We start from the raw sequence: 21,366 nt of genomic DNA on the forward strand, positions 1-21,366 counted from the left end.
GGCGCAGAGGCGCGGATGCGGCAGCGGGCGCGGAGCGCGGGCGGCGCACAGGCGCGGACGCGGGCCCAGCGCGAGGACGCCGGGGCGGCGGAGGCGGCAGGCAGCGGAAGCGCTGAAACGCTTTCAAGAGCATCTTTACCTCGTCTGAGAAACCATGTAAAATAAAGGATAGCACTCGGCAAGGAACTGCACTTCCCAAATGAAGGAGGGTTTCTATGTACGAACTGAAAGACAAGGAACTCATTTTTGTATTCACGGGTCCGAATGGGGCCGGTCGCCGAACCGTCGCTCAGATGTCCGGCAGCACGCTCGGCATCAAACAGGTAATTTCGTACACGACCCGCCCTCCCCGCTCTTCGGAGGTCGACGGGCAAGATTACCACTTCGTCACTCGGAAGCAATTTGAGGAAGCCGAAACAAAGCGGGAGTTCATCGAAGTGATCGAGTTGGACGGAAACCGGTACGGGGTCAAAGAATCCGACGTAGCCGACATGGTCCAAAAGCACGGGGCCGTCTATTTGATCTTGAACCGTCAAGGCGCGGAAACCCTGAAGTCTCTGTACGGCGACCAAGTCGTGCGAATCTTCATCTACGCCGATCGGGAAACGGTCAAGCGCCGTGAGAAGGAGCGCGGGGATTCCCCCGAGCTGATCGACCGCTATATGTCGCATTACGAGGAAGAAATGGCGTATAAAGACTCCTGTGAGCACACATTCGAAAATTTGGATCTGGCTCATACCGTCTTTGACCTGACCAAAGCGTTAGACGACAACTACCTGCACCGCAATTTGCTTGATCTGGATTAAGCGTATATCCAAGCTAACGCTGACAAAAAGACCGGCCTGCTCTTTCGGGAGCGTCGGTCCTTTTTATTCGGACCGGAGGAGAGAAACCGCATGCTGAGCAGACCAGAAGCTGCTGAATATGGAGCGCATTATCAAGAATTCATTGCAAAGCTTCCCGACGGGGATATTCGGGAGCTGCTCCGCACCCAACTGAAAACAACGGCGGAATTGCTTCAATCGCTAACCGAGGAACAAGCCCTTTTTCGTTATGCCGATGGCAAATGGAGTCTGAAAGAAGTGCTCGGCCACGTCACGGATGTCGAGCGTGTCTTAAGCTACCGCTTGCTCTGCATCGCGCGAGGCGATCGGACCCCGTTCCCGTCCATGGACGAGCATCTTTACGTTTCGGCTGCAAAATTCGACGAACTGCCGCTTACCTCTCTATTGGAAGAATTCACGGCAGTCCGTCAGGCAACGCTGGCCTTGCTGGCAGGCTTGCGCCCGGAAGCCTGGCTGCAGCAAGGAACGGCCGCCGGCTGTAATACATCCGTGCGAGCACTGGCCTATATTATCGCGGGGCATGAGCTTCATCACGTTCGAATCATCCAAGAACGGTACCTCTCGGCGCAGCCATAAATCCCGACCCGCACGGAAACATCAAAAATCCCAACAACCCAGCCAGACAGGAGGTAAGACCAATGCCTATTCTCTCGATCGAACCGACACCCAGCCCGAATACCATGAAAATCAATTTGGATACTTCCTTGCCAAAAGACGTTCGCGAAACGTTCAACCGCGAGCAAGCCGGCCAACTGGCAGATCCTCAGCTTCGGCAGCTGCTCGCCATTGATGGCGTCAAAAGCTTGTACCGCGCGGCGGATTTTATCGCCCTGGACCGGACAGCCAAGGGCGACTGGCAGCACATTCTCGCTGAAGTCCGGGACATTCTGGGCGTCGCTTCGTCCGGCACAGCACAAAACCAGGCGGATGCAACCGCACAAAAGCCCGCTTCCCCGGACAACCCGGTTGAAACAACCGATGCGACATTCGGCGAAGTCAAAGTGCTTTTGCAGCATTTTCGCGGCATTCCGCTGCAGGTCCGGGTAACGAATGGGGCGGAAGAACGGCGGGCTGCCCTGCCCCAACGGTTCAGCGACGCTGCCATCCGTGGGGCGGCCGCCGCACCGAACCTGATCAAAGAGCGTTCCTTGGACGATTGGGATACGCGCTACGGCGAGCTTCAGGACGTCTTGGACGAAGTGGTTCAGGAACTGGACGCCGCCTACAGCGACGAACAGCTCGAACGGCTGATTGCCCAAGCCGAGCAAGGCCCGGCTGAAGGCGACGCAAAGGAGCTGGCGGCTTCCGGCCGTACGACACTGAGCTATGAAGAAACCGAGCGAAAGCTGCAGGACCCCGATTGGAAGCAGCGATACGCGGCACTGGAGCAGATCAAGCCTTCCGAGGAAACGCTGCCGCTGCTGCTCAAAGGTCTGGAGGACGAACGTTCGACGGTCCGGCGCTTGGCCACCGTCTATTTGGGAGATTTGAAAGAACCGCATGTGCTTCCTTACCTGTACCGTGCTTTACGCGACTCTTCCTCGTCCGTCCGCCGGACCGCAGGGGATACGCTGTCGGATATCGGGGACCCTGCAGCACAGGATGCGATGATCGGAGCTTTGCAGGATTCGAACAAGCTGGTGCGTTGGCGGGCAGCCCGCTTCCTCTATGAAGTGGGCGACGAAGGAGCGATACAAGCTCTGCGAGCGGCTCAGGACGACCCGGAATTTGAAATACGGATGCAGGTGCGCATGGCGCTGGAGCGCATCGAGGGCGGCCAAGCGGCCGTCGGATCGGTCTGGCAGCAGATGGCTAGGCGCAACGAGAATGCATGAACGACAAAAGGCCAAGCTGACGGATAACCCCGGACTTGGCCTTTTGCCACCTAAGATCGAATAAAATTTACGATCTTACCCATTGCTTGTAATACGTGTCAAGCTCAATCGATTGGCCTTGACGCAGCCTCGACTCCTCCGCCGCGAACGCCATGAGGTGGCTCCTGACGGATGCGGAGGCCGATGTCAGGCTTTCTCCCCCGCCGTAATGGCGCACTTCGTGAAGGAAGCTGCGCATAATTCCGCTATCGCCGCCGCCATGACCGCTCGTTTGTTCCGGAATGGCGATCACCGTTTCCTCATGCGTCACGAAATCCAGCAGCGTGATCCGGCCTTCGCTTCCGCGGAGTTCTCCTCTCGTCCCCATGATCTGCACGATCCGCTCCTGATGCCGCGTGAAGCCGCTCATGCTGAATATCGCGGTGGCTCCACCCTCGAATTCCATATTGACCACCTGATGATCGACGACATCGTTGTCGCATTTGTATACACAGCGGCCGTAGTTCGTTTCCTTCAGCCCGCGCACAATATTTTCCCTCGTCAGCTCCTCCGTGAAATGCCTGGCCCAGCTTTTGCCTTCGCCCAAATAAAATCTCGGCGCCGAGTAAGGACAAGTCGGCTCTGCCGGACAGCCGTCGATACAATAATCGGTTGCCCCATCGGGAGTATGGGCGGCATGAAAGTGCATAAGCGAGCCGAACGAGCTTACGCGCACGCAAGGCTTGTCGACGAGCCAAGACAAAATATCCATGTCGTGGCACGACTTGGCCAAAATCATCGGGCTGGACGCCTCGCGATTGCGCCAGTTGCCGCGCACGAAGCTGTGGGCCATATGCCAGTAGCCGACATTTTCGTTCAACTGGACGGATACCACCTCGCCAATGCGCCCTTCGCGGATCAGACGTTTCATCGCCGACCAGAACGGCGTATACCTCAGCACATGGCAGATGGTCAGCAGCCGATCGTTCTCCCGCGCCGCCTGCTCCATTTCGACGCATTCCTTGGGACTCGGCGACATCGGTTTTTCCAAAAGCACGTGGTATTTGGCTGCCAAAGCCTGCAGCGTCGGTTCGTAATGCATCCGATCTTGCGTACAGATGATCGCGATATCCGCCAGCCGCGGCTCCTCCAGCAGTTGTTCCCATGAAGCATAGCATCGCTCAGGAGGAAGTCCGTGCGCTTGCGCAAACTTCTCTCTTCGCAGCGGATTCGATTCGGCCACCGCCACGAACTTCAGCTCGTGCGGATAATCCAGGGCGTAGGGCGCATAGCTTTGCGCCCCTCTCGCACCTGCGCCGATCAATATCGCAGTAAGTGGTTTCATATTTGAACCTCCAATGGCATGCCATCAATAAAACAGCTTTTTCATTGCGGTCAGGTTACTGCCGCTTGACCAGCTTCACGGCCCGCAGCTTCACCGGATCGGCCTGCCATATTTCCGTGAATCCGGATTTGGGACGGATCAGCGCAGAGTGAAGCGAAAGCGTGCACGTGCCCGGCCGGTCGAAGACGATCGTTCCGAGTTGCGAATGGACTTCGCTGTACGGGTGTTGGCAGGCCGTGGAATTTTTAATCACTTGGTCCGCCTTCGGCTGTGCCGTGAACTGCTGGCCCCCGGAAGTCGCCTCAACACCTTCCCGAAACGCTTCGTCCCATGAAGCGCCTTCCTTCTGAAAACAAACAAGTTCAAGATCGAAGGTGCCTGGAGCGACGATTTGAAAGCTCCACTCTACCGTTTTCGCTTCCGCATCGATAACGCCGTTGGCCCATTCGAGCTTCACATGGCCGGACGGCTGCTGGCTCAAACGCGTATCGACGGAAATCTCCCCTTCGATATCAACGGCGATGACCGTCATGCAATCATTGGCCGGCTCGTCCGGCAGTCTGATCGCCAGCGTGTGGTGATCCATTCCGGCATCATAGCTTTGTGCGGTCACAAGCGGCGTTCGGCTTGCATCGCTTAGCACATAAGCTTGGTTGACTTTGTTTTTGAGCCCGTATAAGGACAATTCTCCCTGCGGCCAGTTCTCGCTTGTCAGATGCAGGTAAACGCGGCCGGGCTTCACGGTAACGGAGCCCCATTCCATCTCATACGGAAAAGGACTGGCCCCCGCGCCGTACACCGCTTCCCCATGAACGCTCAGCCAAGCGCCCACCTCGCGCAGCCTTTCGGCGGACAAATCCGGGATCAGTCCTCCGGCGTCCGGCCCGATATTGAGCAGGAGGTTGCCGCCCTTGCTTACAATATGAACCAGCTTCCGGATGATCGCTTCCGGCTGTTTCCAGACCTGATCCTTCGTGCTGAAGCCCCACGATTGATTCAACGTCATCGGCGTCTCCCATGCACGGGAGTCTTCGCCGTACATCGGAATTTCATTGTCGCCCTTCGACTGGTAGTCCCCCATGCCCGGATAATGACTGACCCGGCTGTTGATCAGGCAGTCCGGCTGGAGGCCACGAACAAGCTCCACGAGCTCCTCGCTATCCTCTTTTGACAGTCCGCCCGCCGTATCGAACCAAAGCAGCCCAACTGGTCCGTACTGCGTAAGCAACTCCCGGATTTGAGGCTTGACCAGTCCGTTCCAATACGTCGGAAAATGCTTCGAGTCCGTCTCATAATCCCATACGTTGTTATATTTGTTGTGTACGGCATGCGGATGATGCCAATCAATGACGTGGGAATAATAGAAGCACAGCACTATGCCCTGCTCGCGGCATTCCTCGGCCAGCTCCCGCATCGGATCGCGCCCGAACGGCGTAGCGTCTGCAATGTTGAACGGCTCCGCCTGCGAACGGAACATAGCGAACCCGTCATGATGCTTCGCCGTGATGACGATATATTTCATGCCTGCCGCTTTGGCCAGCCCTACCCATGTCTTGGCGTTGAAGCGAATAGGATTGAACGTCTCCGCAAGCCGCTCGTAATCGCGAACCGGAATGTTCAATTCGTACATGACCCACTCGCCCCGGCCCAGAGCCGCATACAAGCCCCAGTGGATAAACATGCCGAACTTGGCGTCCTTCCACCATTTGATTTTGTCCTCACCGCTTGTCACCGTCATCGCGCATCTACCTCTCGCTTCTACCAATATAGATTCCAGTCTTTCAACACCCGCACAAGCCCTTCAAAATAGTAATAATCGCCCCAGATGCAGCATTCGTCGATCCCGTTGCCCAGAGGTTTGCCGTAGACCGCATGAAGCAAGATGCCATTCGAATGCGGAACCCCGGCCGTCGTATACCGCCGCGCCAGCGAGTCCAGCATCCCCAGAGCGGCATTCTCATAAGCCCGCTTGTATTCGTTAGACAATGGCAGATGCTTGGCCAATTCGAGCAAGCCGCAAGCGGCGATGGCCGCTGCTGAGCTGTCCCGCTCCTCCGGCCCGTCCGTAAAGATCAGATCCCAATAACACACCGAATCGTCGGGCAGCCGGTTTAAATAGTAGTTGGCCGTCTTTTGCGCGATAGCGAGATGCGATTCATCTCGCGTATAGTGGTAGCTAAGCGGAAAACCATAAATGGCCCATGCCTGCCCGCGCGACCAGCACGAATCGTCGGAGAAGCCTTGCGACGTCTTGCCGTATCTCGGCTGTCCCGTATCCACGTCCATGTAGAACGTATGATAGCTTGAAGCATCCTCGCGGATGATATGAGCCGCCGCTTGTGTGGCATGATTGACCGCGATCCGGCGGTATTCCGGATTACCCGTCGTCTCCGTTGCCCAGTACAGCAAGGGCAAATTCATAAGACAATCGATAATCATCCGCCCTCGCTGATTCGGCTGGTTTAAATTGCCCCACGCCTGAATGATGCCCGCTTTCTCAAAATAACGCCCGATCAGCAAATCGGCGGCTTGAAGCGCTGTGTCCTTGGCCTGCTCGTTTCCGGTCAATTTGTAGGCCGCTACGCAGGACAGCGAGTACAAGAAGCCGAGGTCGTGCGTCTCCGTTGCGATTCTTCGCTCGATCCGTTCCCGGTAGCTGTCGAGCTGCGCTTCCGCCGCTTGGCGGTAACGGTCGTGACCGGTTATCTCGTAGGCCAGCCACAGCATTCCCGTCCAAAAGGAGGACGTCCACTCGGTATTACCGATGGGCTGGTACACGTTCCCCTCGCTTGCAGGCGACGGAAATTGCAGCGCGAATGTCCCCAGATTGCGGTCGATTTGCGCCAGCACGTATTGTACGGCACGCTCCCAATCGTCCCGCCGCGCTGCGGGCGGTTCCACGTAGCGATGCCGGGCTGTAAGCCCTTCGTCGACGACTTGTTTCATGACAGCCTCCCTCATTCTTCTTGCGTTTCCGTTTCCAACTTAATACCGGCTCATACGGTCCACAGCATCGCCTCGCCCTGCTCTCCGTCCCTCACTTCGAGCAATAGACCCTCGCTGTCCGACGGATCGCCGATAAGCCGGAGCGAGAGCGGGGCATCGCCTTTCCGGCAAGCCCGGAAGACGGTAACAAACGCCGCCCGGGTGCACGACGGCACCCTGCGAATGCAGGCGCTGCGCACTTGAACGGGGGGCATGAACGGCGATTCGGTCAAATAGACGCTGATGCCCCGCGGCTCGGCCAAGCCGTAAACCTGCAGCCGTTCGTCTTCCCCGCCTTCTCCGTTCCAGCTCCATTCGAGCATCCAATCGTCCGGCAGTCCTTCCAGACGCCTCACCTGCCGCAAATGCGGGTAACCGTCCGTCTCCGACAGCGCCTCCGCCGTAACCGAAGTGTACCGAACGGGCGGCGCTTCGACCGGATTCCCCTGCGTGTGCATCACCCAGTCCACGGTCGAAGGCTCGTCGGCCGTTACCCGGAATACGTCCACCAGCAGCCCGCCGGCCAGTGTCAGCCGCCGATTCAGCCGGACGCCTTCGTAAGCGTCCTCCGCTTCGGCCTCGATCCGGATGATGCCAGCCTCGCTCACCGCCTTGCGCAGCCGGCCGCAGGCCTCCTGCTGGGAGCGGCCGTTGACCGCCACCGTGTTGTGCGCCACGGTATGCACGTACCAAGCCTTGTGCATCTCGTGCCCGTACGGAACCATGCCTGCGTCGGCCAGCCAACTTCGGCCCCTTGCGTAATACAGCAGATTCAGCTTGTCATAATGTCCATGCCAATCGCCATGCTCCCCGTAATCGACGAGAAGCGACTGCGCCTCCTCGTCTGCACCGTACGTCACGCTGACCATCCCGGGCTTGCTCAATACCGTAATCGCAGCGGCCTCGCTTGCTGCATCCGCCCCCTCGGCGCACCCTTCCCCCGAAGGCATCACCTCCGGCAATGGCGCTCCAAACAACACGCCGTACAAAGAACCGCGGTCGCTGCTCCGCACAATCTTTTCTCCGATGCCGTAAAACGCATATGCCCATTCATACAAATGCGCGTAAGAACGAATATCGACGACCTTGGAGTCGTGAAGGGCGGGAAACGTGCCGTCCGGCAGCATCGCCTTCAGCGGAATATCAAACATCGCACGCAGCCTCGGATGCTCGTACAGCTTCTCGCCGAACCCCATGGCGGCCCAAGCGATTACCGCCTGCGCTTCAAGCGTGTAGAAATGGTAGCTCCATGCGCCTTCGAACCAGAACCCGTCTTCGCCGACGCCGCTTTCCATCTGGAAATGGAATCCGTTCGCTTCGTCATCCAGCGCCCGCTTCAGCAGACCCACGTCACCGAGCGCTTCGGCAATCGCCGCCAGCGCCGCATTGTGATACGTCTGCCAGTTGGAGCGGTCCCGCGGATTCCGGTCGATGACCCGGATTACCGGACGGAACAAATGTTCCTCCACTTCGTCCAGCTCCCCCGCGCTCAGCATAGAAGCATGGCGCAAGATCGTGCACGCTTGGGCTAGCGGATAAATCCAGCTGGCTTCGGACAGCGTCTGGTTTTGGACTTTCGCCCCGTACCTGCCGGCCTCCCCGCCAACCTTGCCGAAAATATCGTGGAGCGGGAAACGGTCGTAATGCCGGGCGTAAAACATCAGCACGCTTTTCGCCCACTGCGCGTATACGGCCTCGCCCGACGCCGCGTACACCACAGCGGCCAGCCGGGCGTCCTGCGCGAAGCGGTTATGCTCCTCGGCCACAGCCGCTTCATCCCACGGGGACCCGCTCCAGATGCGGAGGCAGCATGGGCATTCGTGATGACGCCGGTCCACGCGCACAAGCGCAGCGCCGTCATCGGGGCAGATATAGCGGTGGCTCCAGCCCCCGCCCAGCAGCGGAATGTCCGGGGGCCGGTTCACTTGAGCGCTTAACCGCGCCTTCCACTGCTCCACGCCCCGCTTCACCCAATCGCAATCCCGCATCCGGGTTCGAAAGCGCTGCGTCCATGCCGGCGTCCCTATTCCATCCATCGGTCTCCCTCCTCGAACGCGTTTTTAAAAGCGGCAAGCCGGAGGTCGGAGAGCATCCGTCCCCGGCTTGACTTACGCCTATACCGCAGCAGGCAGCGGGCTTGCTTATTTCTTCTTGCTTTCGTTGTATTGGTCCATGTACTCTTTCATGATCTGCGCGCCCAAGCCTTTGCTCCAAGCCTCGATTTCCGCCTGCACGGCTTCCCAATTGCCGGTGCCCATCACATAGTTGACCGCAGCGGCCGAGAGCTTTTTCTGATGATCCGGATTTTTGCTGGCCGTTTCGGAGACGAAGGCGATGAACGGGTTCGGCACGCCGACCTGATCGAAGCCGTCCAGGACCGCTTTTTGCGCCTTCTTGATCTCGGGAACCTGGGAATCCGCATAAATATATTTGTCGTAAGCGTTCTGCAGCACAAGCAGCATCGGTTTTTCTTTGTCATACAGCTTCTTCTGTTCCTCGTTGCGTTCCACGGCGCCGGACTCTTTGTCGTACTTGGTATAGTGCACGCCCGATATGCCCGCCTTCGCCATCTCCGTTCCTTCATCGGAAGCGGTCCAATTGAGGAACTCGACGATTTTCTTCACTTTATCCTTCGCCACGCTCGTCGGAACGACCCAGATGCCGTAATAGCCTTCGATCATCTGCACGCCCTTCTTGCCGCCCGGTCCCTCCAGATATGGCACTCCAACAAGCTCCGCTTTCGGATCGGTCTTTCGCATCACCGCCAGATTGTTCTCGTTCATCATGCTGACGTTGTCGACCATCATGCCGGCCACGCCGGACTTGAACTTGTCCTTGACCTGCCCGGTCTTCAGCACCGGGGCGTCCTTATCGATCAGCCCGGAGGTGTACGCCATGCGAAGCCAATCGAGATAGGCCTTATATTCCGGCGTTTGGAAATAAGCCACCGGCTTGTCGCCTTCGATTTTGTACGAGTACGGAAGGCCGAAGGCAAAAGCGACCGGGTTAACCGATCCGAACCACGGCGTCGTGAACGGACCTGCGATCATCGGAACCGTTTTGCCACCCCCGGCCGGGTCTTTCTCCTTGAACACCTTGAGTACGTTCGTCAGCTCGTCTACCGTTTTGGGCACGGGCAAATTGTACTTGTCCAGCCAATCCTTGCGGAGGAAGAAGTTCGCATTGCCCCCGCCGTGCGTGCTTCGCGGTCTCGGAATGCCGAAAATCTCGTTCTTCACCGTCGTGTTGTCCCATGTGTATTGAGGAATCTTTTGCAGATTCGGCATGTCCTTCACCAGCGCCGTCAAGTTGTGGAATGCTCCCTGCTTGACGAGCTTCGTGTACTTCTCGTCCTTGCCGTCCGTGAGCAAAATGAGGTCATACTGGCTTCCCGAGGCGATGGCAATGTTCACTTTATCCGGATACACGTCGCCCGGCACGAATTCGAGATTCAGCTTGACGTTGGCTTTCTTTTCGATCTCCTTGAGCGCCTGGCTGTTCTCAAGCACGGGCGGCTCCCCGGCGGACAGCACTGCGAGCGCCTTGATCGTCGTCGGTTCGTTCGAACCCGCTGCGGGCTTGCCGGCTTCTTTCGTTCCGGCGCCGGACGAACAGCCGACGACGCTGCCCAGAGCCAGAATGGTGACGCATGTCCCTGCGAGCCACTGTTTTGTTTTCATCGTAGAAAACCCCTCTCATCTCTTGGAATAAGTACAGGCTTTATGACAAGCTCGAATCGTTCGGACGGATTCCCTCCCCCGGCCGGTTACTCTTTAATCGAGCCGAGCATGGCTCCTTTGGCAAAATGCTTCTGCAGGAAAGGATAGACGATGACGATCGGAATCATCGCTACGATAATGGCCGCCATCTTCACATTGTCGCCGACCTTGCTGGCCAGCTCGAAATCCAGATTGTTCTCGGAAGCGATGTTGGCTTCACCCGCGATGACCATCAGGCGCAGCAGCACTTGAATCGGCCATTTGGCGTTGTCGCTCAAATAAATGATCGCCCCGAAAAATTCGTTCCAGTGCCCAACCATAAAGAACAGTGAAAACGTAGCGATGATCGGCATCGACAGCGGAATAACCACGGAGAGCAGGATGCGCGGTTCTCCCGCCCCGTCGATGCGGGCGGCTTCGTCCAGACTTTCCGGCAAGCTTTGAAAAAACGTCTTCATAACCAGCACGGTAAAAGCATTCGTCGCGCCCGGCAAAATCAAGGCCCAATAGCTGTCCAGCAGCCCAATCGACTTGATCAGCAAATACTTCGGAATCAATCCGCCGCTGAACACCATCGTAAAGAGCATCAGCAGCAGCATCAGCTTGCGGCCGGGCAGCGTTTTTTTGGAAAGCGCGTAGGCCAGCGTAATCGACACCAGCAGGTTAACGGCGGTCCCGACCACCGTAATGTAGACCGTATTCCCGATGCTCCGCACGAAACGGTCGGTCGAGAACAAGTACCGGTACGCCTCGAAATTCAGCTGCTCCGGGATCAAATAAAACCGGCCGCCGAGCGATTCGCTCACCGGACTGAGCGAGACGGTCAGCATGTACCAGAACGGGATCACGACAGCCAAGCACAGCACGAGCAGCAACAACATATTGACGGCATCAAAGACGGAAATGCGCCGCAGCCTCAGTCCCATGGTTCCCCTCCTAGAATAGGCCTTCTTCTTTAAACAGCTTGGATACGAAGTTCGCCGTCAGCATCAGAATGAGTCCGACAACCGAATTGAACAGGCCGACGGCGATGCTGAAGCTGAACTCGAACCGCTGCAGCCCCACCTTGTACACATATAGATCGAATACGTTCGATACGTCATCGTTAAAATTGTTCCACATCAGGAACACCTGCATGAAGTTTGAGTCCAGGATCGAGCCAAGACGCAAAATCAGCAGCACGATGATCGTGCTTCGAATGCCCGGAAGCGTAATATGCCAGATCCGGTGCCAGCGGTTCGCGCCGTCGACCGTCGCCGCTTCATATTGCTCGGGGTTAATTCCTGCAAGCGCTGCCATAAAAATGATCGTGCCCCACCCGGCATCCTTCCATATTTGCTGCATGACGATTAAGGGACGGAACCATTCGCTGCTCATCAGGAACGGAACGTTCTGATCAAGCCATTGGCCCAAATAATGGTTGATCACCCCGGACGGCCCGAAAAAGATGAACGTAATGCCGACGATGATGACCCAGGATACGAAGTGCGGAAGATAGACGACCGTCTGCACGAGCCGTTTGTACAAGCTGAACCGGACCTCGTTGAGCAGAAGAGATAATACGATCGTAAAGGGGAAGAAAAAAATCAAGTTGTAAAAGCTGAGCAGCAGCGTGTTTGTTAATAATTGAAAGAACGTCGGCTCCGAGAAAAATTGCCGGAAATGCTCGAACCCTACCCATTCGCTGCCCAGCACACCCTTGTACGGGCTGTAATCCTGAAACGCCAGCAGCACGCCCCACATCGGCACATAATGAAAAAGGATAAAGTACGCAATGCCCGGGGCCGCCAGCATATAAAACCAGAGGTGCTTTCGAAACGCCTGCTTTTTGAATAAAGTCGCTTTCCTGACGGACAGCCGCTTGTCCGGCACCGCATGCTCCATGTCCGAACCTCCTTCGCTTGTCTGGTGCTGTAGCTCGACTATATCCGCTCTGCGAAAGCCGTTGCAACAGTAAACTTTTACGACAAGTGGACTTTTTCGCCCGTAAAAAAAGTGCAGTCGGCCGCAAAATAGTGCACATCCCGCCGAATCAGCGCAAAAAACCCGCAAAGCGGTTAAGCTTCGCGGGTATCGCTCCGGAACATTTCGCGGTACCGGGTCGGGGTCACTCCTTCGTGCTTTTTGAACACACGGTAGTAATACGATGGCTGGTAGCCGACCCGATAGGCGATATCATTCACTTTTTCGTTCGAATAAAGCAGCAGCTCCTTGGACTTATCCAGACGCAGCTTGGTCAAATAGTCGATGAAATTGACGCCGGTCGTCTCCTTGAACCCGGCGCTGAGTTTGGACAAGCTGATCCCGTACCGGTCGCAATACGTCTCCAGCGAAATATCAAGCGCATATTCCTCCGTCAGAGACTGCTTCACTTTCTCGACCGTTTCGTGCATGAGCCGGTCCTGGGTATCGTTCAGCGTGTTCGACAACGCGCTCATGTAGGCGTTCAGCTTCGCATGAAACCAGGAGGCCATCTCATCGGGCTCGCGCAGACGGTTCAATTGCTCGTACAAGTCGACATTCGGGCAGAGGAGCTGCGGGCTAAAGCCCGACAGCAGCATATGATGCAGCAGCGTGCCGAGCAGTTGGTTCATGCCCTGCCGGACCTGCATCTCGGTCTGGCCGTGCTCCGTCAACTCCTTCATAAACGTCTCCAGCGCGCCCGACACCGCTTCCCGGTCGCCGGAACGCATATGGCGGATCAGCTCCTTCTCCGCGGAGAAGGGGTACAGAATCGGGGCGTCATGGACCACCAAGCTTTCCAAATCCAGAATCTGATTCATTTCGTTCAAATTCCGGTAGCCGAACGAGCGGACGACCTGTTCGTACACCCGCGGCAGCTCGGACAGCAGCTCCGTTTCCTTCGCCAAGCCGATCAACAGGTTCATATGCAGAATCGCATGCAGCGAGTGAATCAGTTCCTCGCTGAACGTATGCAATTGCTTCCGCATGTCGCCCATGTCCTCATCCTTCGGCACGAGCAGCAGCAGGCTGACGGACAGCTCCTGCTCGTTGACGACACCGAACTGCTCGAACCGCTTCTCTGCCAGCTCCCCGATCACATTGGCCGCGGCAAACGTCACGAGCTGCTCGTCGCCTTCGCCGAACCGGCCCTGCAATTTGGAGAAGCCGAGCAGCCGGATATTCATGAGCACGAACGTCCTTCCGCCGAGCTCCCACCCGTACTGCTCCATCCGGTGCCGCAGCTCCTCCTCGTTCAGATGGGACAAGTGGTCGTTCATGAGCTGGAACAAGAACAATTCCCTGAGCGTCAGCAGATGCTGCTCGACCCGTTCGTGAAGCTGCTTGCTCTGGCTGTTCAAGTGGAGCCACTGCCGTTCGATAAGCTCCAGCTCGTCCTGCCCCTTCAAGTCGCCCAAGCCGTGCTTGTCCGACCGGAACAGCTGAACCACCCGGGCGATGGGCCGGACCAGCCTTCGCGAAGCGATCCACGACATCAAGCCCGCGACCGCGATCCCGAGCCCTCCCATCGCCAGAAGCGCCCGGGAAGTATTGATGACCGGCTGCGTCAGCTTGGAAACCGGCGTGGCGGAGACGTACTGCCAGCCGTGCTTCTCCAGCGTACCGAACGAAACGGCGTATTTCTCCCCGTTCCACTCCCGGAAAAACGAGCCCGACTTCGCCTGAACTGACTCCTTCGCCACTTCGTCGCGGAGAAAATACTCGAACCGGTGCTTGTCCGGTTCCTTGGTCACGTTCACATCGAGCCAATCCCCGTTCGACTTCAGCAGAAAAGCCGCTCCCTGCAGCTCCCCGTCCATTTGCAGCAGCCGGTTCATCTCGGCCGCATTGAACTGGACGAGCAGATACCCGAAGGGAGAACGGTCCGGAATCGTCTGCACAAGCGCCAGCGACCCTTGGGAGAAGGTCCAATACTGCTCCATTTCTTTCAGGAATAACGAACGGAAAAATTCATTTTCTTCCGGATTGTCGATCGGTATCGCCACTTTACTGTTCAGCGCCGAGACGTACAAAGACGAGTCGGGCAGGAACAGGCGCACTTCGCGGATTAGGGGGCTGGAGTTGCTCATGACCAGCAGCGTCCGGGCCAGCTTCTGCGTGAATACGATCTCCTGCTGGAACGATTCCAGCGTCATATCGCCGAGCGGAGGCTGCAGCATCGGGTTGTACTTCCACATCGTCACCATCTTTTCGAGCTGGCTCAATTGGTCGTTCATCCGGAGCACCGTCTGCTCCAGCCGGACCTCATGCGTCCGGTTCACTTCCTGCTCGATTTGCCGGACACCGACGTAATAGGTCAGAAACGCCAGAAGCGCGGTCGGTACACTGGCGACCAGCAGGACGAAAACGAGGCTTTTGCGGTAAAAGGCGTTTTTCGGGTTCATAAAATAGTTGAGCATGGCTGCACCTCGGTCGCGTTTCTACCTCCAACATAACGGGCAACGCCTCTTGAAGTCAAGAATGCGTTTTCATTTCGATGTTGACGCGGGGCGGGCGGCGACTTCTCCACCCCGGGTGACGGCCTGCGCGCTGAACCTCAGGGCGGCAAAAGCGCCTCCCGCCACCGCCCGGCTATTGCCGCAGCGTCTCCCCGTGATGCAGCACCCGCAGCCGATCCGGCTCTAGCTGCCGCCGCGCCCATTCCGCGAGCAGCCGGTCGAGCGCCTCGCGCGGCGTGTCGTCCGCGAGGCGGAACGCGCCGTAATGCATCGGCACGAACAGCTCGGCCCCGCAGTCGAGGAACGCCTGAACCGCCTGTTCAGGGCTCACGTGCTGCTGGGACATAAACCATTCCGGCTCGTAGGCGCCGATCGGCATCAAGGCCCACTTGATCGGGAAGCGATCGCCGATCAGCTTGAAGCCCGGGAAATAGCCGCTGTCCCCGGCAAAATAAATCGCGAGCCGCTCCCCGCCGTGGTTCGTCGGCCGAACGATCCAGCCGCCCCAATGCGACGTATTCATATCAAACAGCGTGCGGCGTGTCCAATGCTGCGCCGGAACAAAATGCAGCTCCAGCGAACCGAACCGGAATTCTTCCCACCAGTTGGCTTCGGTCACGTGCGCGAACCCGCAGGAGCGCAGCTTGCCTCCCAGCCCGGCCGGGACAAACAGCTGCATTCCGGTGTTGGCCCGGGCAAGCTGCCGCAGCGTCGGCAGGTGCATGTGGTCGTAATGACTGTGCGACAGCAGCACCGCATCGATCGGCGGCAGCTCCTCCAGCCGCAAGCCGGGTGGCGCAAGGCGCTTCTCCAGCCCCATTCGGGTCGCCCATACCGGGTCGGTGATGAGGTTTTTGCCCCCCATTTGCACCAAAAACGTCGAGTGCCCGATCCAAGTCGCGGTCGTCTGCGTGCGGTTGCTGCGCAAGTAATCCAACTGCCGCGCTTCGGCCTGCGGCACGCGGTAAGACAAGTCTTTGATTTTCGCTTTGCGTTCCTTGCGCCATTGGCGCAGATGAGCCAGCTTTTTGCGGTTTTGGCTGCCGTCCAAATTTTCATACCGCCGACGAGTGATCACGTGCCGTCCTCTCCCTTTTCTCCAGCCTGAGCTGCTTCTTTTATCAAAACTATACCTTAATCGCCCCCTTCATCTCAATTTCACCTGCGTATTCTCTTGATCTCAATCATGGTATAATGGATTCCACTAAGTTTGGTAGGAGGCAGCGGACGGATGGAACGGAAACGGGTGCTTATTTTCTCAGGGGGGCGGCTGGGGGGTTGGGCTTTGCCGGAAATCCGCACTGGCGATGTGCTGGTCGGGGCGGACCGCGGGGCGATCTTTCTGGTGCGGCACGGATACAAGCCGGATATGGCGCTCGGAGATTTCGATTCCGTTAGCCCGGTAGAGCTTGAGGAAATACGCCAGGCCAGCCGCGAGTTCGTCGCCTGCGATCCGGTATGGAAAGACTTGACCGACACGGAGATGGCCTTCACTTGGGCGCTGGAACATCACGCCGAGGAAATCGTGCTGCTGGGCGTGCTTGGCACGCGATGGGACCATTCGCTCGCGAACGTCCATCTGCTGCGCAAGGCTTTGGCCGCAGGCATCCGCTGCCGCATCGCCGACGCCTGCAACGAGCTGATGCTGATGGACGGCAGCGCGCCGCTAACGATCAACCGGAGCCGGTTCACCCATGTATCGCTGCTCCCGCTGAGCATCGAGGTGACGGGAATTACGCTCGAAGGGTTCCAGTATCCGCTTAATGAAGCGACACTGACGATCGGGCAATCGCTCGGCATCAGCAACGTGCTGCTTGGCGAAGCCGGTCACATTCGCATCCGGGACGGCTTGCTGCTCGTGATTCAGAGCCGGGATGAAGAGGAAGCGGCTCCGGAGTAAGCATGTGGACAGGAATTCATGCCTTTAAGTTAGCATAAACTCCTCCAGGTATTTTTCAATCTCTTCGATAGAAGCTATGGAAAATTTTTTATGTTTATATTGGATCAACCCCTCATGGATGCACTGAGCGATGGAACGATTTAAGTTTCGAATGGGCGCACAGACCTCACTGGACAGCATTTGCTTGGTAAGGCTGTCCAAATCACCGATTTTATAATGATGAAGCACACTAAATAAAATCCGGTCTTTCAAGGTCAACAGCGATAGCTTCGCCGTGGTATCCGTACTCAGCATTAATTTGGAGGCCAGCTGCTTCACGAGATATAGATTAAAATCAAAATCGAGCTTCATCCATTCGTACACCTTGGTTTTGTGTAGAGCTATCGTTTCGCAGTGTTGTTTGGCAATCACACCGAGCGTTTTCATTTGGTCGTTAAAAATCTCGATCTCCCCGAAGCAGCTATACGCATCGTAAATATAGACGGAAAGCATCGCTCCCGCATAGCTTTGTCTGTACACTTCCGCTTGACCCGCGGTTAAAATATAAAGATAATGATTTTCCTCATGCGGCCGAAGGATCAGGCTGCCTTTTTTATGCTTTCTATACCTGAATTCCTTTCTGATCTGCTCTGGCGCGACATTGATAATCTCCTTGAACTCCATGGGCTCCACCTTCTTTTGCCTTTTGGTCATTTGACCTACTTTCATGCTCGTTGGATTTATATAATAAGGCCACACCGAAAACAGGAGGTCTTAGTTATGAGAAAATTAATTATCGACACGGATACCGGCAGTGACGATGCTGTAGCCCTCATTATGGCATTAAAATCAGCCGATGTTAAGGTCGAAGCGATCACGACCGTGTGCGGCAACGTCCCGCTTGAATTGGCTACCAAAAATGCGCTGATGACCATCGAAGTGGCGAACGGGCAAAAGCCGCCTCTTTTTGTCGGAGCAGCCAAGCCGCTGATGCGCGATCTGGTTACCGCTGTCAACGTGCATGGCGAGGATGGCATGGGAGATTGCGATTTGATTCATCCTACGCTTGTGCCGGAAAGCCGGCATGCCGTGGATGCGATTCTGGACATTGTCGAAAAGAACCCCGGCGAAATCGAAATTGTCACCATCGGTCCCGTGACCAATATTGCCCTAGCGATTCTAAAAGCGCCCGAAACCATGGAAAAGGTAAAGCATATTTACACCATGGGCACTTCCGGCTTTGGCCCCGGAAATACGACACCGGTTGCCGAATTTAATGTGTATGTCGATGCGGAAGCTTATCGTATTATGCTCAGCTCGGGTATACCTATGACCATCATTGGATTTGACGTTTGTTTAGGAGAAGCGGCTTTGACTCGCGACGATATGGATGTATTGCTGGCAAGCGGCAAGCCGGAAGCCGTATTTTCCGTGAAATGCAACCGTTCCTTGCTGGAATATAATATCCAAAGATGCAATGAACCGATTGTTGACCTGCCCGACGCCGTGGCTATGGGTGTCGTGCTCTGGAATGAAATCGTCCTTGAAGACAAATGGTGTTACTGCTACGTCTGCACCATGGAAGAAGCGGCTTATGGTCAAGTGATCCTCCATGACGGCAGCAAGCTGGCCATTTCCGACGGCTTTGCGGGCTATACCCCGAATGCCAAAGTGTGCAAAACGATTGACAATTCGTTATTCAAAGAGAAATTAATCAGCTTACTTGTAAGGTAACCGAGGATATGATGAAGATCAACTATGTGCATTGTTTTATCGCTCAAGATCAACAATTTCTGATGCTTCGAAGGAACAACCCTCCCTTTAAGAATATGTGGAATTGCGTGGGCGGCAAGATGATGCCGGATGAAACACCCCGAGAGGCCGTCATTCGTGAAGTCAAGGAGGAAACCGGACTGGACCTCCAGTCTGTTCAGTTCAAAGGGATTGCCACCTGGAATCAGGCGGGCGGCATGTACATTTTTGTTGCCGATCAATTTACAGGGGATTTGACGGAATGCACGGAAGGAACTCTGGCTTGGAAAAGCAAGGAATGGATCATGCAGTCGCCGGAAGTCGTGAGCAGCATCCGGACGATCCTGGATGATGTGCTTGCGACGGATGTCCCTGTGGAATATGCTCTCTTTTACACGGGAGCGGAGTATGAGGGAGAATTATGGAAATATGTGGTGTTCGGCAACTGTGAACATCACGATTCCCCCCGTTAACTTTAAGTTGCGGGGTAAGTCTTTTTACGCAAATATATTCGATAAATTTCTACAAAATATAGGGCTTTTTTGCTGAATTATATGAAATTAAACATAAATAGTTTCAGATGTTTTCCCGAATAAAATAGATAGTTTTTCTTATTAACAAATATTTCATTTATATGTTATATTATGGTTGTTATCGTTTAAAAAATGGAATTTATAGAAAATATATGTCAAAAAAAAGGAGGCTAGAACAAAGGTTAATGTCTTTCGAAATAAGAAAACTCAGATGATTTTAAACAACTGTTCATCGATTTATCATTACATGAAAATAACTTGTAAGCTACATATTACATTTTTGAAGTCTGACTTTCAACATTCTTCAGGACTCCTCTCCGGATTTTCTTCTAAGTAAAAACTCATAGGCACACCTTATGGTTTTCCCTCATCTCATTGTTCCGTCCTACTAATTAAATGGCTTCATACTTTCATCTATCACACGTCTTTGTTTCTTGTGCTTCAGAAATCATCGTATCTTTGTTCAATTACATAGGAGGTTTGACGAATTGAATACTACAACACCGGATAAAAGCGTGAAGTGGGGTGTATTGTTTTTGGTTATTGCCGGGTTTTGGGCATATATTTTTTTCGCCGCCATTCATGCTGTTATGCCAACAAACCCCATTACTTTACCGACTGGTAAGACTTTGGGAATCGCTCTATGGTTTCCACAAGGCTGGGGGTTTTTTAGCAAAAATCCAAGAGAGCCGCAATTTCGCGTTCTTGATCTATCCGATGGCTCGTTATTGCCTGCGTGGCCTAATAATATGCCCGCAAATTTGTTCGGAATCAAGAGGTTTGGAAGAAGTCAGGGTATTGAGGCGGGGCTGCTTGTCTCTATGATTCCCGAGACTTCCAAAGAAAAATGTGAAGAAAGTCCTTACTCATGTCTCAAAAAAGCGGATAAGACGCTAACTTTGAACAATCCAACTCCCAATCCGACGATTTGCGGAGAGCTTGGATTTGTGTTTCAGGAGCCGATTCCTTGGGCCTGGAGCAGCGGAGAGGAAAACATAGAAATGCCATCAACTGTAGTTAGGGTGAGAGTTGCATGCTCAGTAAATTAGGCGCATACGCACATAGATTAGCCCGGAATACCGATCCTTGGACAAATGTATATGGTTTAGCGAGAACGTTACTCGCATTAGCATCGGCGTTAACTCTTTCTATTAATGATGCTCGGGTCTTTTTTCGCCCTTATTCAGGCTCTTTAACTTATCCCAACTGTGAAGGTACGCTAAGTTTATTTTGTACGGTTCCGAACGATTTTACCTACTTAAATCTTATAAGATGGCTATGTGTAATCGGATTGCTTGTCATTGCTTCGGGCTGGCGCCCGAGAATCACGGGCATTCTGCATTTCTGGATCGCGTACAGTTTTAATGTCTCCGCACTTACTTTGGATGGCGGGGAACAAGTGACTACCGTCCTGACCTTCTTATTGCTCCCAGTTACCTTAACAGACCCTCGAAAATGGCACTGGCAAAAAAATAAACCGGTAGACACGCTATCTGATGCCCGGATAACAAAACGGTTAATAGCGATTGTTACGTTTCATGCAATCAGATTTCAAGTTGCCATCCTATACTTTCACTCTACCATTGCCAAGCTTTTTGAACCAACATGGTTGGATGGTACCGCAGTGTATTATTATTTGACAGATCCGATGTTGGGACTCCCTCCTTTTTTCTTAAGACTTGCCGATCCTGTTCTTACTTCGCCTGCCGTCGTTATTCCAACCTGGGGGACACTCATTCTTCAATCTTTTTTATTCGGTGCATTATTTGCTCCAAAAAAACATTGGAAATTTTATTTGACGGCAGCTCTCTTGTTGCATGAGCTCATTGCTATCATGCTTGGCCTTATTAGTTTTTCGATTATTATGAGCGCTGCGTTAATTTTATATTTAATACCGTTCGAATACCAACTACGCCCCTTCAAAACCTTCAGATTTTCTTTCAAAAGAACACCGGATTTAGAACAAGAGTTGGCAAGTAGCGGGAAAGGGGTGAGTACTATGCAGTAGTTTATAGGTACCGCATTCCCTGTGGTAATTCCAAAAAGGGTATGTTGGGCCTGGTTGCCTGATCG

The 21,366-nt window shown here is 54.8% G+C and carries 18 protein-coding genes; 8 read left to right on the top strand and 10 right to left on the bottom strand.

Annotated features, from left to right (window positions below):
• The first annotated feature begins 215 nt into the window (after positions 1-215).
• The 3 genes from KQX66_RS35295 to KQX66_RS35305 all read left to right on the top strand — a co-directional run bounded on the left by KQX66_RS35295 (position 216) and on the right by KQX66_RS35305 (position 2,680).
• Positions 216-806, top strand: coding sequence for a guanylate kinase (locus KQX66_RS35295; RefSeq protein WP_216798218.1), 591 nt, complete (start codon positions 216-218; stop codon positions 804-806).
• Between the two features lie 90 nt (positions 807-896).
• Positions 897-1,421: a DinB family protein gene (locus KQX66_RS35300; protein ID WP_216798219.1), complete on the top strand. Its 525-nt coding sequence runs from the start codon at positions 897-899 to the stop codon at positions 1,419-1,421.
• A 62-nt stretch (positions 1,422-1,483) separates the two neighbouring features.
• Positions 1,484-2,680, top strand: a complete 1,197-nt coding sequence (locus KQX66_RS35305) for a virulence factor (protein ID WP_216798220.1) — start codon at positions 1,484-1,486, stop codon at positions 2,678-2,680.
• Between the two features lie 67 nt (positions 2,681-2,747).
• Here the strand turns inward: KQX66_RS35305 and KQX66_RS35310 are convergent, their stop codons facing one another.
• From KQX66_RS35310 to KQX66_RS35350, 9 genes are all read right to left on the bottom strand, one after another.
• Positions 2,748-4,004: a Gfo/Idh/MocA family protein gene (locus KQX66_RS35310; protein ID WP_216798221.1), complete on the bottom strand. Its 1,257-nt coding sequence runs from the start codon at positions 4,002-4,004 to the stop codon at positions 2,748-2,750.
• 55 nt (positions 4,005-4,059) lie between these two features.
• A complete protein-coding gene (locus KQX66_RS35315; protein WP_216798222.1) occupies positions 4,060-5,742 on the bottom strand; it encodes an alpha-L-fucosidase in 1,683 nt (560 codons plus the stop codon).
• A gap of 20 nt (positions 5,743-5,762) precedes the next feature.
• Positions 5,763-6,950, bottom strand: coding sequence for a glycoside hydrolase family 88 protein (locus KQX66_RS35320; protein WP_216798223.1), 1,188 nt, complete (start codon positions 6,948-6,950; stop codon positions 5,763-5,765).
• A gap of 50 nt (positions 6,951-7,000) precedes the next feature.
• Positions 7,001-9,025 (bottom strand): heparinase II/III domain-containing protein, encoded by a 2,025-nt coding sequence (locus KQX66_RS35325; RefSeq protein ID WP_216798224.1) that lies wholly within the window; start codon positions 9,023-9,025, stop codon positions 7,001-7,003.
• A gap of 105 nt (positions 9,026-9,130) precedes the next feature.
• On the bottom strand, positions 9,131-10,669 hold the full coding sequence (locus KQX66_RS35330) for an extracellular solute-binding protein (protein ID WP_216798225.1): 1,539 nt from the start codon (positions 10,667-10,669) through the stop codon (positions 9,131-9,133).
• A gap of 86 nt (positions 10,670-10,755) precedes the next feature.
• Positions 10,756-11,634: a carbohydrate ABC transporter permease gene (locus KQX66_RS35335; RefSeq protein WP_216798226.1), complete on the bottom strand. Its 879-nt coding sequence runs from the start codon at positions 11,632-11,634 to the stop codon at positions 10,756-10,758.
• A gap of 10 nt (positions 11,635-11,644) precedes the next feature.
• Complete coding sequence (locus KQX66_RS35340; RefSeq protein ID WP_063178803.1) at positions 11,645-12,592, bottom strand: ABC transporter permease; 948 nt, start codon at positions 12,590-12,592, stop codon at positions 11,645-11,647.
• Positions 12,593-12,765: 173 nt separating this feature from the next.
• On the bottom strand, positions 12,766-15,090 hold the full coding sequence (locus KQX66_RS35345; RefSeq protein WP_216798227.1) for an AraC family transcriptional regulator: 2,325 nt from the start codon (positions 15,088-15,090) through the stop codon (positions 12,766-12,768).
• 172 nt (positions 15,091-15,262) lie between these two features.
• Entirely contained in the window at positions 15,263-16,207 is a 945-nt protein-coding gene (locus tag KQX66_RS35350; protein WP_216798228.1) for an MBL fold metallo-hydrolase, read from the bottom strand.
• Positions 16,208-16,360: 153 nt separating this feature from the next.
• Here KQX66_RS35350 and KQX66_RS35355 point away from each other — a divergent pair, with 153 nt between their 5' ends.
• Complete coding sequence (locus KQX66_RS35355) at positions 16,361-17,029, top strand: thiamine diphosphokinase (RefSeq protein ID WP_216798229.1); 669 nt, start codon at positions 16,361-16,363, stop codon at positions 17,027-17,029.
• A gap of 24 nt (positions 17,030-17,053) precedes the next feature.
• Here KQX66_RS35355 and KQX66_RS35360 read toward each other — a convergent pair whose 3' ends face one another.
• Positions 17,054-17,692, bottom strand: a complete 639-nt coding sequence (locus KQX66_RS35360) for a Crp/Fnr family transcriptional regulator (RefSeq protein WP_253957651.1) — start codon at positions 17,690-17,692, stop codon at positions 17,054-17,056.
• A 96-nt stretch (positions 17,693-17,788) separates the two neighbouring features.
• Here KQX66_RS35360 and KQX66_RS35365 point away from each other — a divergent pair, with 96 nt between their 5' ends.
• The 4 genes from KQX66_RS35365 to KQX66_RS35380 all read left to right on the top strand — a co-directional run bounded on the left by KQX66_RS35365 (position 17,789) and on the right by KQX66_RS35380 (position 21,301).
• Positions 17,789-18,742: a nucleoside hydrolase gene (locus KQX66_RS35365; RefSeq protein WP_216798231.1), complete on the top strand. Its 954-nt coding sequence runs from the start codon at positions 17,789-17,791 to the stop codon at positions 18,740-18,742.
• Positions 18,743-18,753: 11 nt separating this feature from the next.
• A complete protein-coding gene (locus tag KQX66_RS35370) occupies positions 18,754-19,233 on the top strand; it encodes an NUDIX hydrolase (RefSeq protein WP_284439883.1) in 480 nt (159 codons plus the stop codon).
• A gap of 548 nt (positions 19,234-19,781) precedes the next feature.
• Positions 19,782-20,342 (top strand): SdpA family antimicrobial peptide system protein, encoded by a 561-nt coding sequence (locus KQX66_RS35375; protein ID WP_253957652.1) that lies wholly within the window; start codon positions 19,782-19,784, stop codon positions 20,340-20,342.
• Positions 20,327-21,301: a sporulation-delaying protein SdpB family protein gene (locus tag KQX66_RS35380; protein ID WP_216798233.1), complete on the top strand. Its 975-nt coding sequence runs from the start codon at positions 20,327-20,329 to the stop codon at positions 21,299-21,301. Before KQX66_RS35375 ends, KQX66_RS35380 begins: the two co-directional genes overlap by 16 nt.
• The last annotated feature ends 65 nt before the right edge of the window (positions 21,302-21,366 follow it).

This window comes from Paenibacillus oleatilyticus (assembly GCF_018998565.1).
In the GTDB taxonomy this organism is placed as follows: domain Bacteria; phylum Bacillota; class Bacilli; order Paenibacillales; family NBRC-103111; genus Paenibacillus_G; species Paenibacillus_G oleatilyticus.

Coding starts and splice junctions, on each gene's coding strand:
- KQX66_RS35295 (WP_216798218.1), top strand. CDS start 216: ATGTACGAACTGAAAGACAAGGAACTCATTTTTGTATTCACGGGTCCG.
- KQX66_RS35300 (WP_216798219.1), top strand. CDS start 897: ATGCTGAGCAGACCAGAAGCTGCTGAATATGGAGCGCATTATCAAGAA.
- KQX66_RS35305 (WP_216798220.1), top strand. CDS start 1,484: ATGCCTATTCTCTCGATCGAACCGACACCCAGCCCGAATACCATGAAA.
- KQX66_RS35310 (WP_216798221.1), bottom strand. CDS start 4,004: ATGAAACCACTTACTGCGATATTGATCGGCGCAGGTGCGAGAGGGGCG.
- KQX66_RS35315 (WP_216798222.1), bottom strand. CDS start 5,742: ATGACGGTGACAAGCGGTGAGGACAAAATCAAATGGTGGAAGGACGCC.
- KQX66_RS35320 (WP_216798223.1), bottom strand. CDS start 6,950: ATGAAACAAGTCGTCGACGAAGGGCTTACAGCCCGGCATCGCTACGTG.
- KQX66_RS35325 (WP_216798224.1), bottom strand. CDS start 9,025: ATGGATGGAATAGGGACGCCGGCATGGACGCAGCGCTTTCGAACCCGG.
- KQX66_RS35330 (WP_216798225.1), bottom strand. CDS start 10,669: ATGAAAACAAAACAGTGGCTCGCAGGGACATGCGTCACCATTCTGGCT.
- KQX66_RS35335 (WP_216798226.1), bottom strand. CDS start 11,634: ATGGGACTGAGGCTGCGGCGCATTTCCGTCTTTGATGCCGTCAATATG.
- KQX66_RS35340 (WP_063178803.1), bottom strand. CDS start 12,592: ATGGAGCATGCGGTGCCGGACAAGCGGCTGTCCGTCAGGAAAGCGACT.
- KQX66_RS35345 (WP_216798227.1), bottom strand. CDS start 15,090: ATGCTCAACTATTTTATGAACCCGAAAAACGCCTTTTACCGCAAAAGC.
- KQX66_RS35355 (WP_216798229.1), top strand. CDS start 16,361: ATGGAACGGAAACGGGTGCTTATTTTCTCAGGGGGGCGGCTGGGGGGT.
- KQX66_RS35360 (WP_253957651.1), bottom strand. CDS start 17,692: ATGGAGTTCAAGGAGATTATCAATGTCGCGCCAGAGCAGATCAGAAAG.
- KQX66_RS35365 (WP_216798231.1), top strand. CDS start 17,789: ATGAGAAAATTAATTATCGACACGGATACCGGCAGTGACGATGCTGTA.
- KQX66_RS35370 (WP_284439883.1), top strand. CDS start 18,754: ATGAAGATCAACTATGTGCATTGTTTTATCGCTCAAGATCAACAATTT.
- KQX66_RS35380 (WP_216798233.1), top strand. CDS start 20,327: ATGCTCAGTAAATTAGGCGCATACGCACATAGATTAGCCCGGAATACC.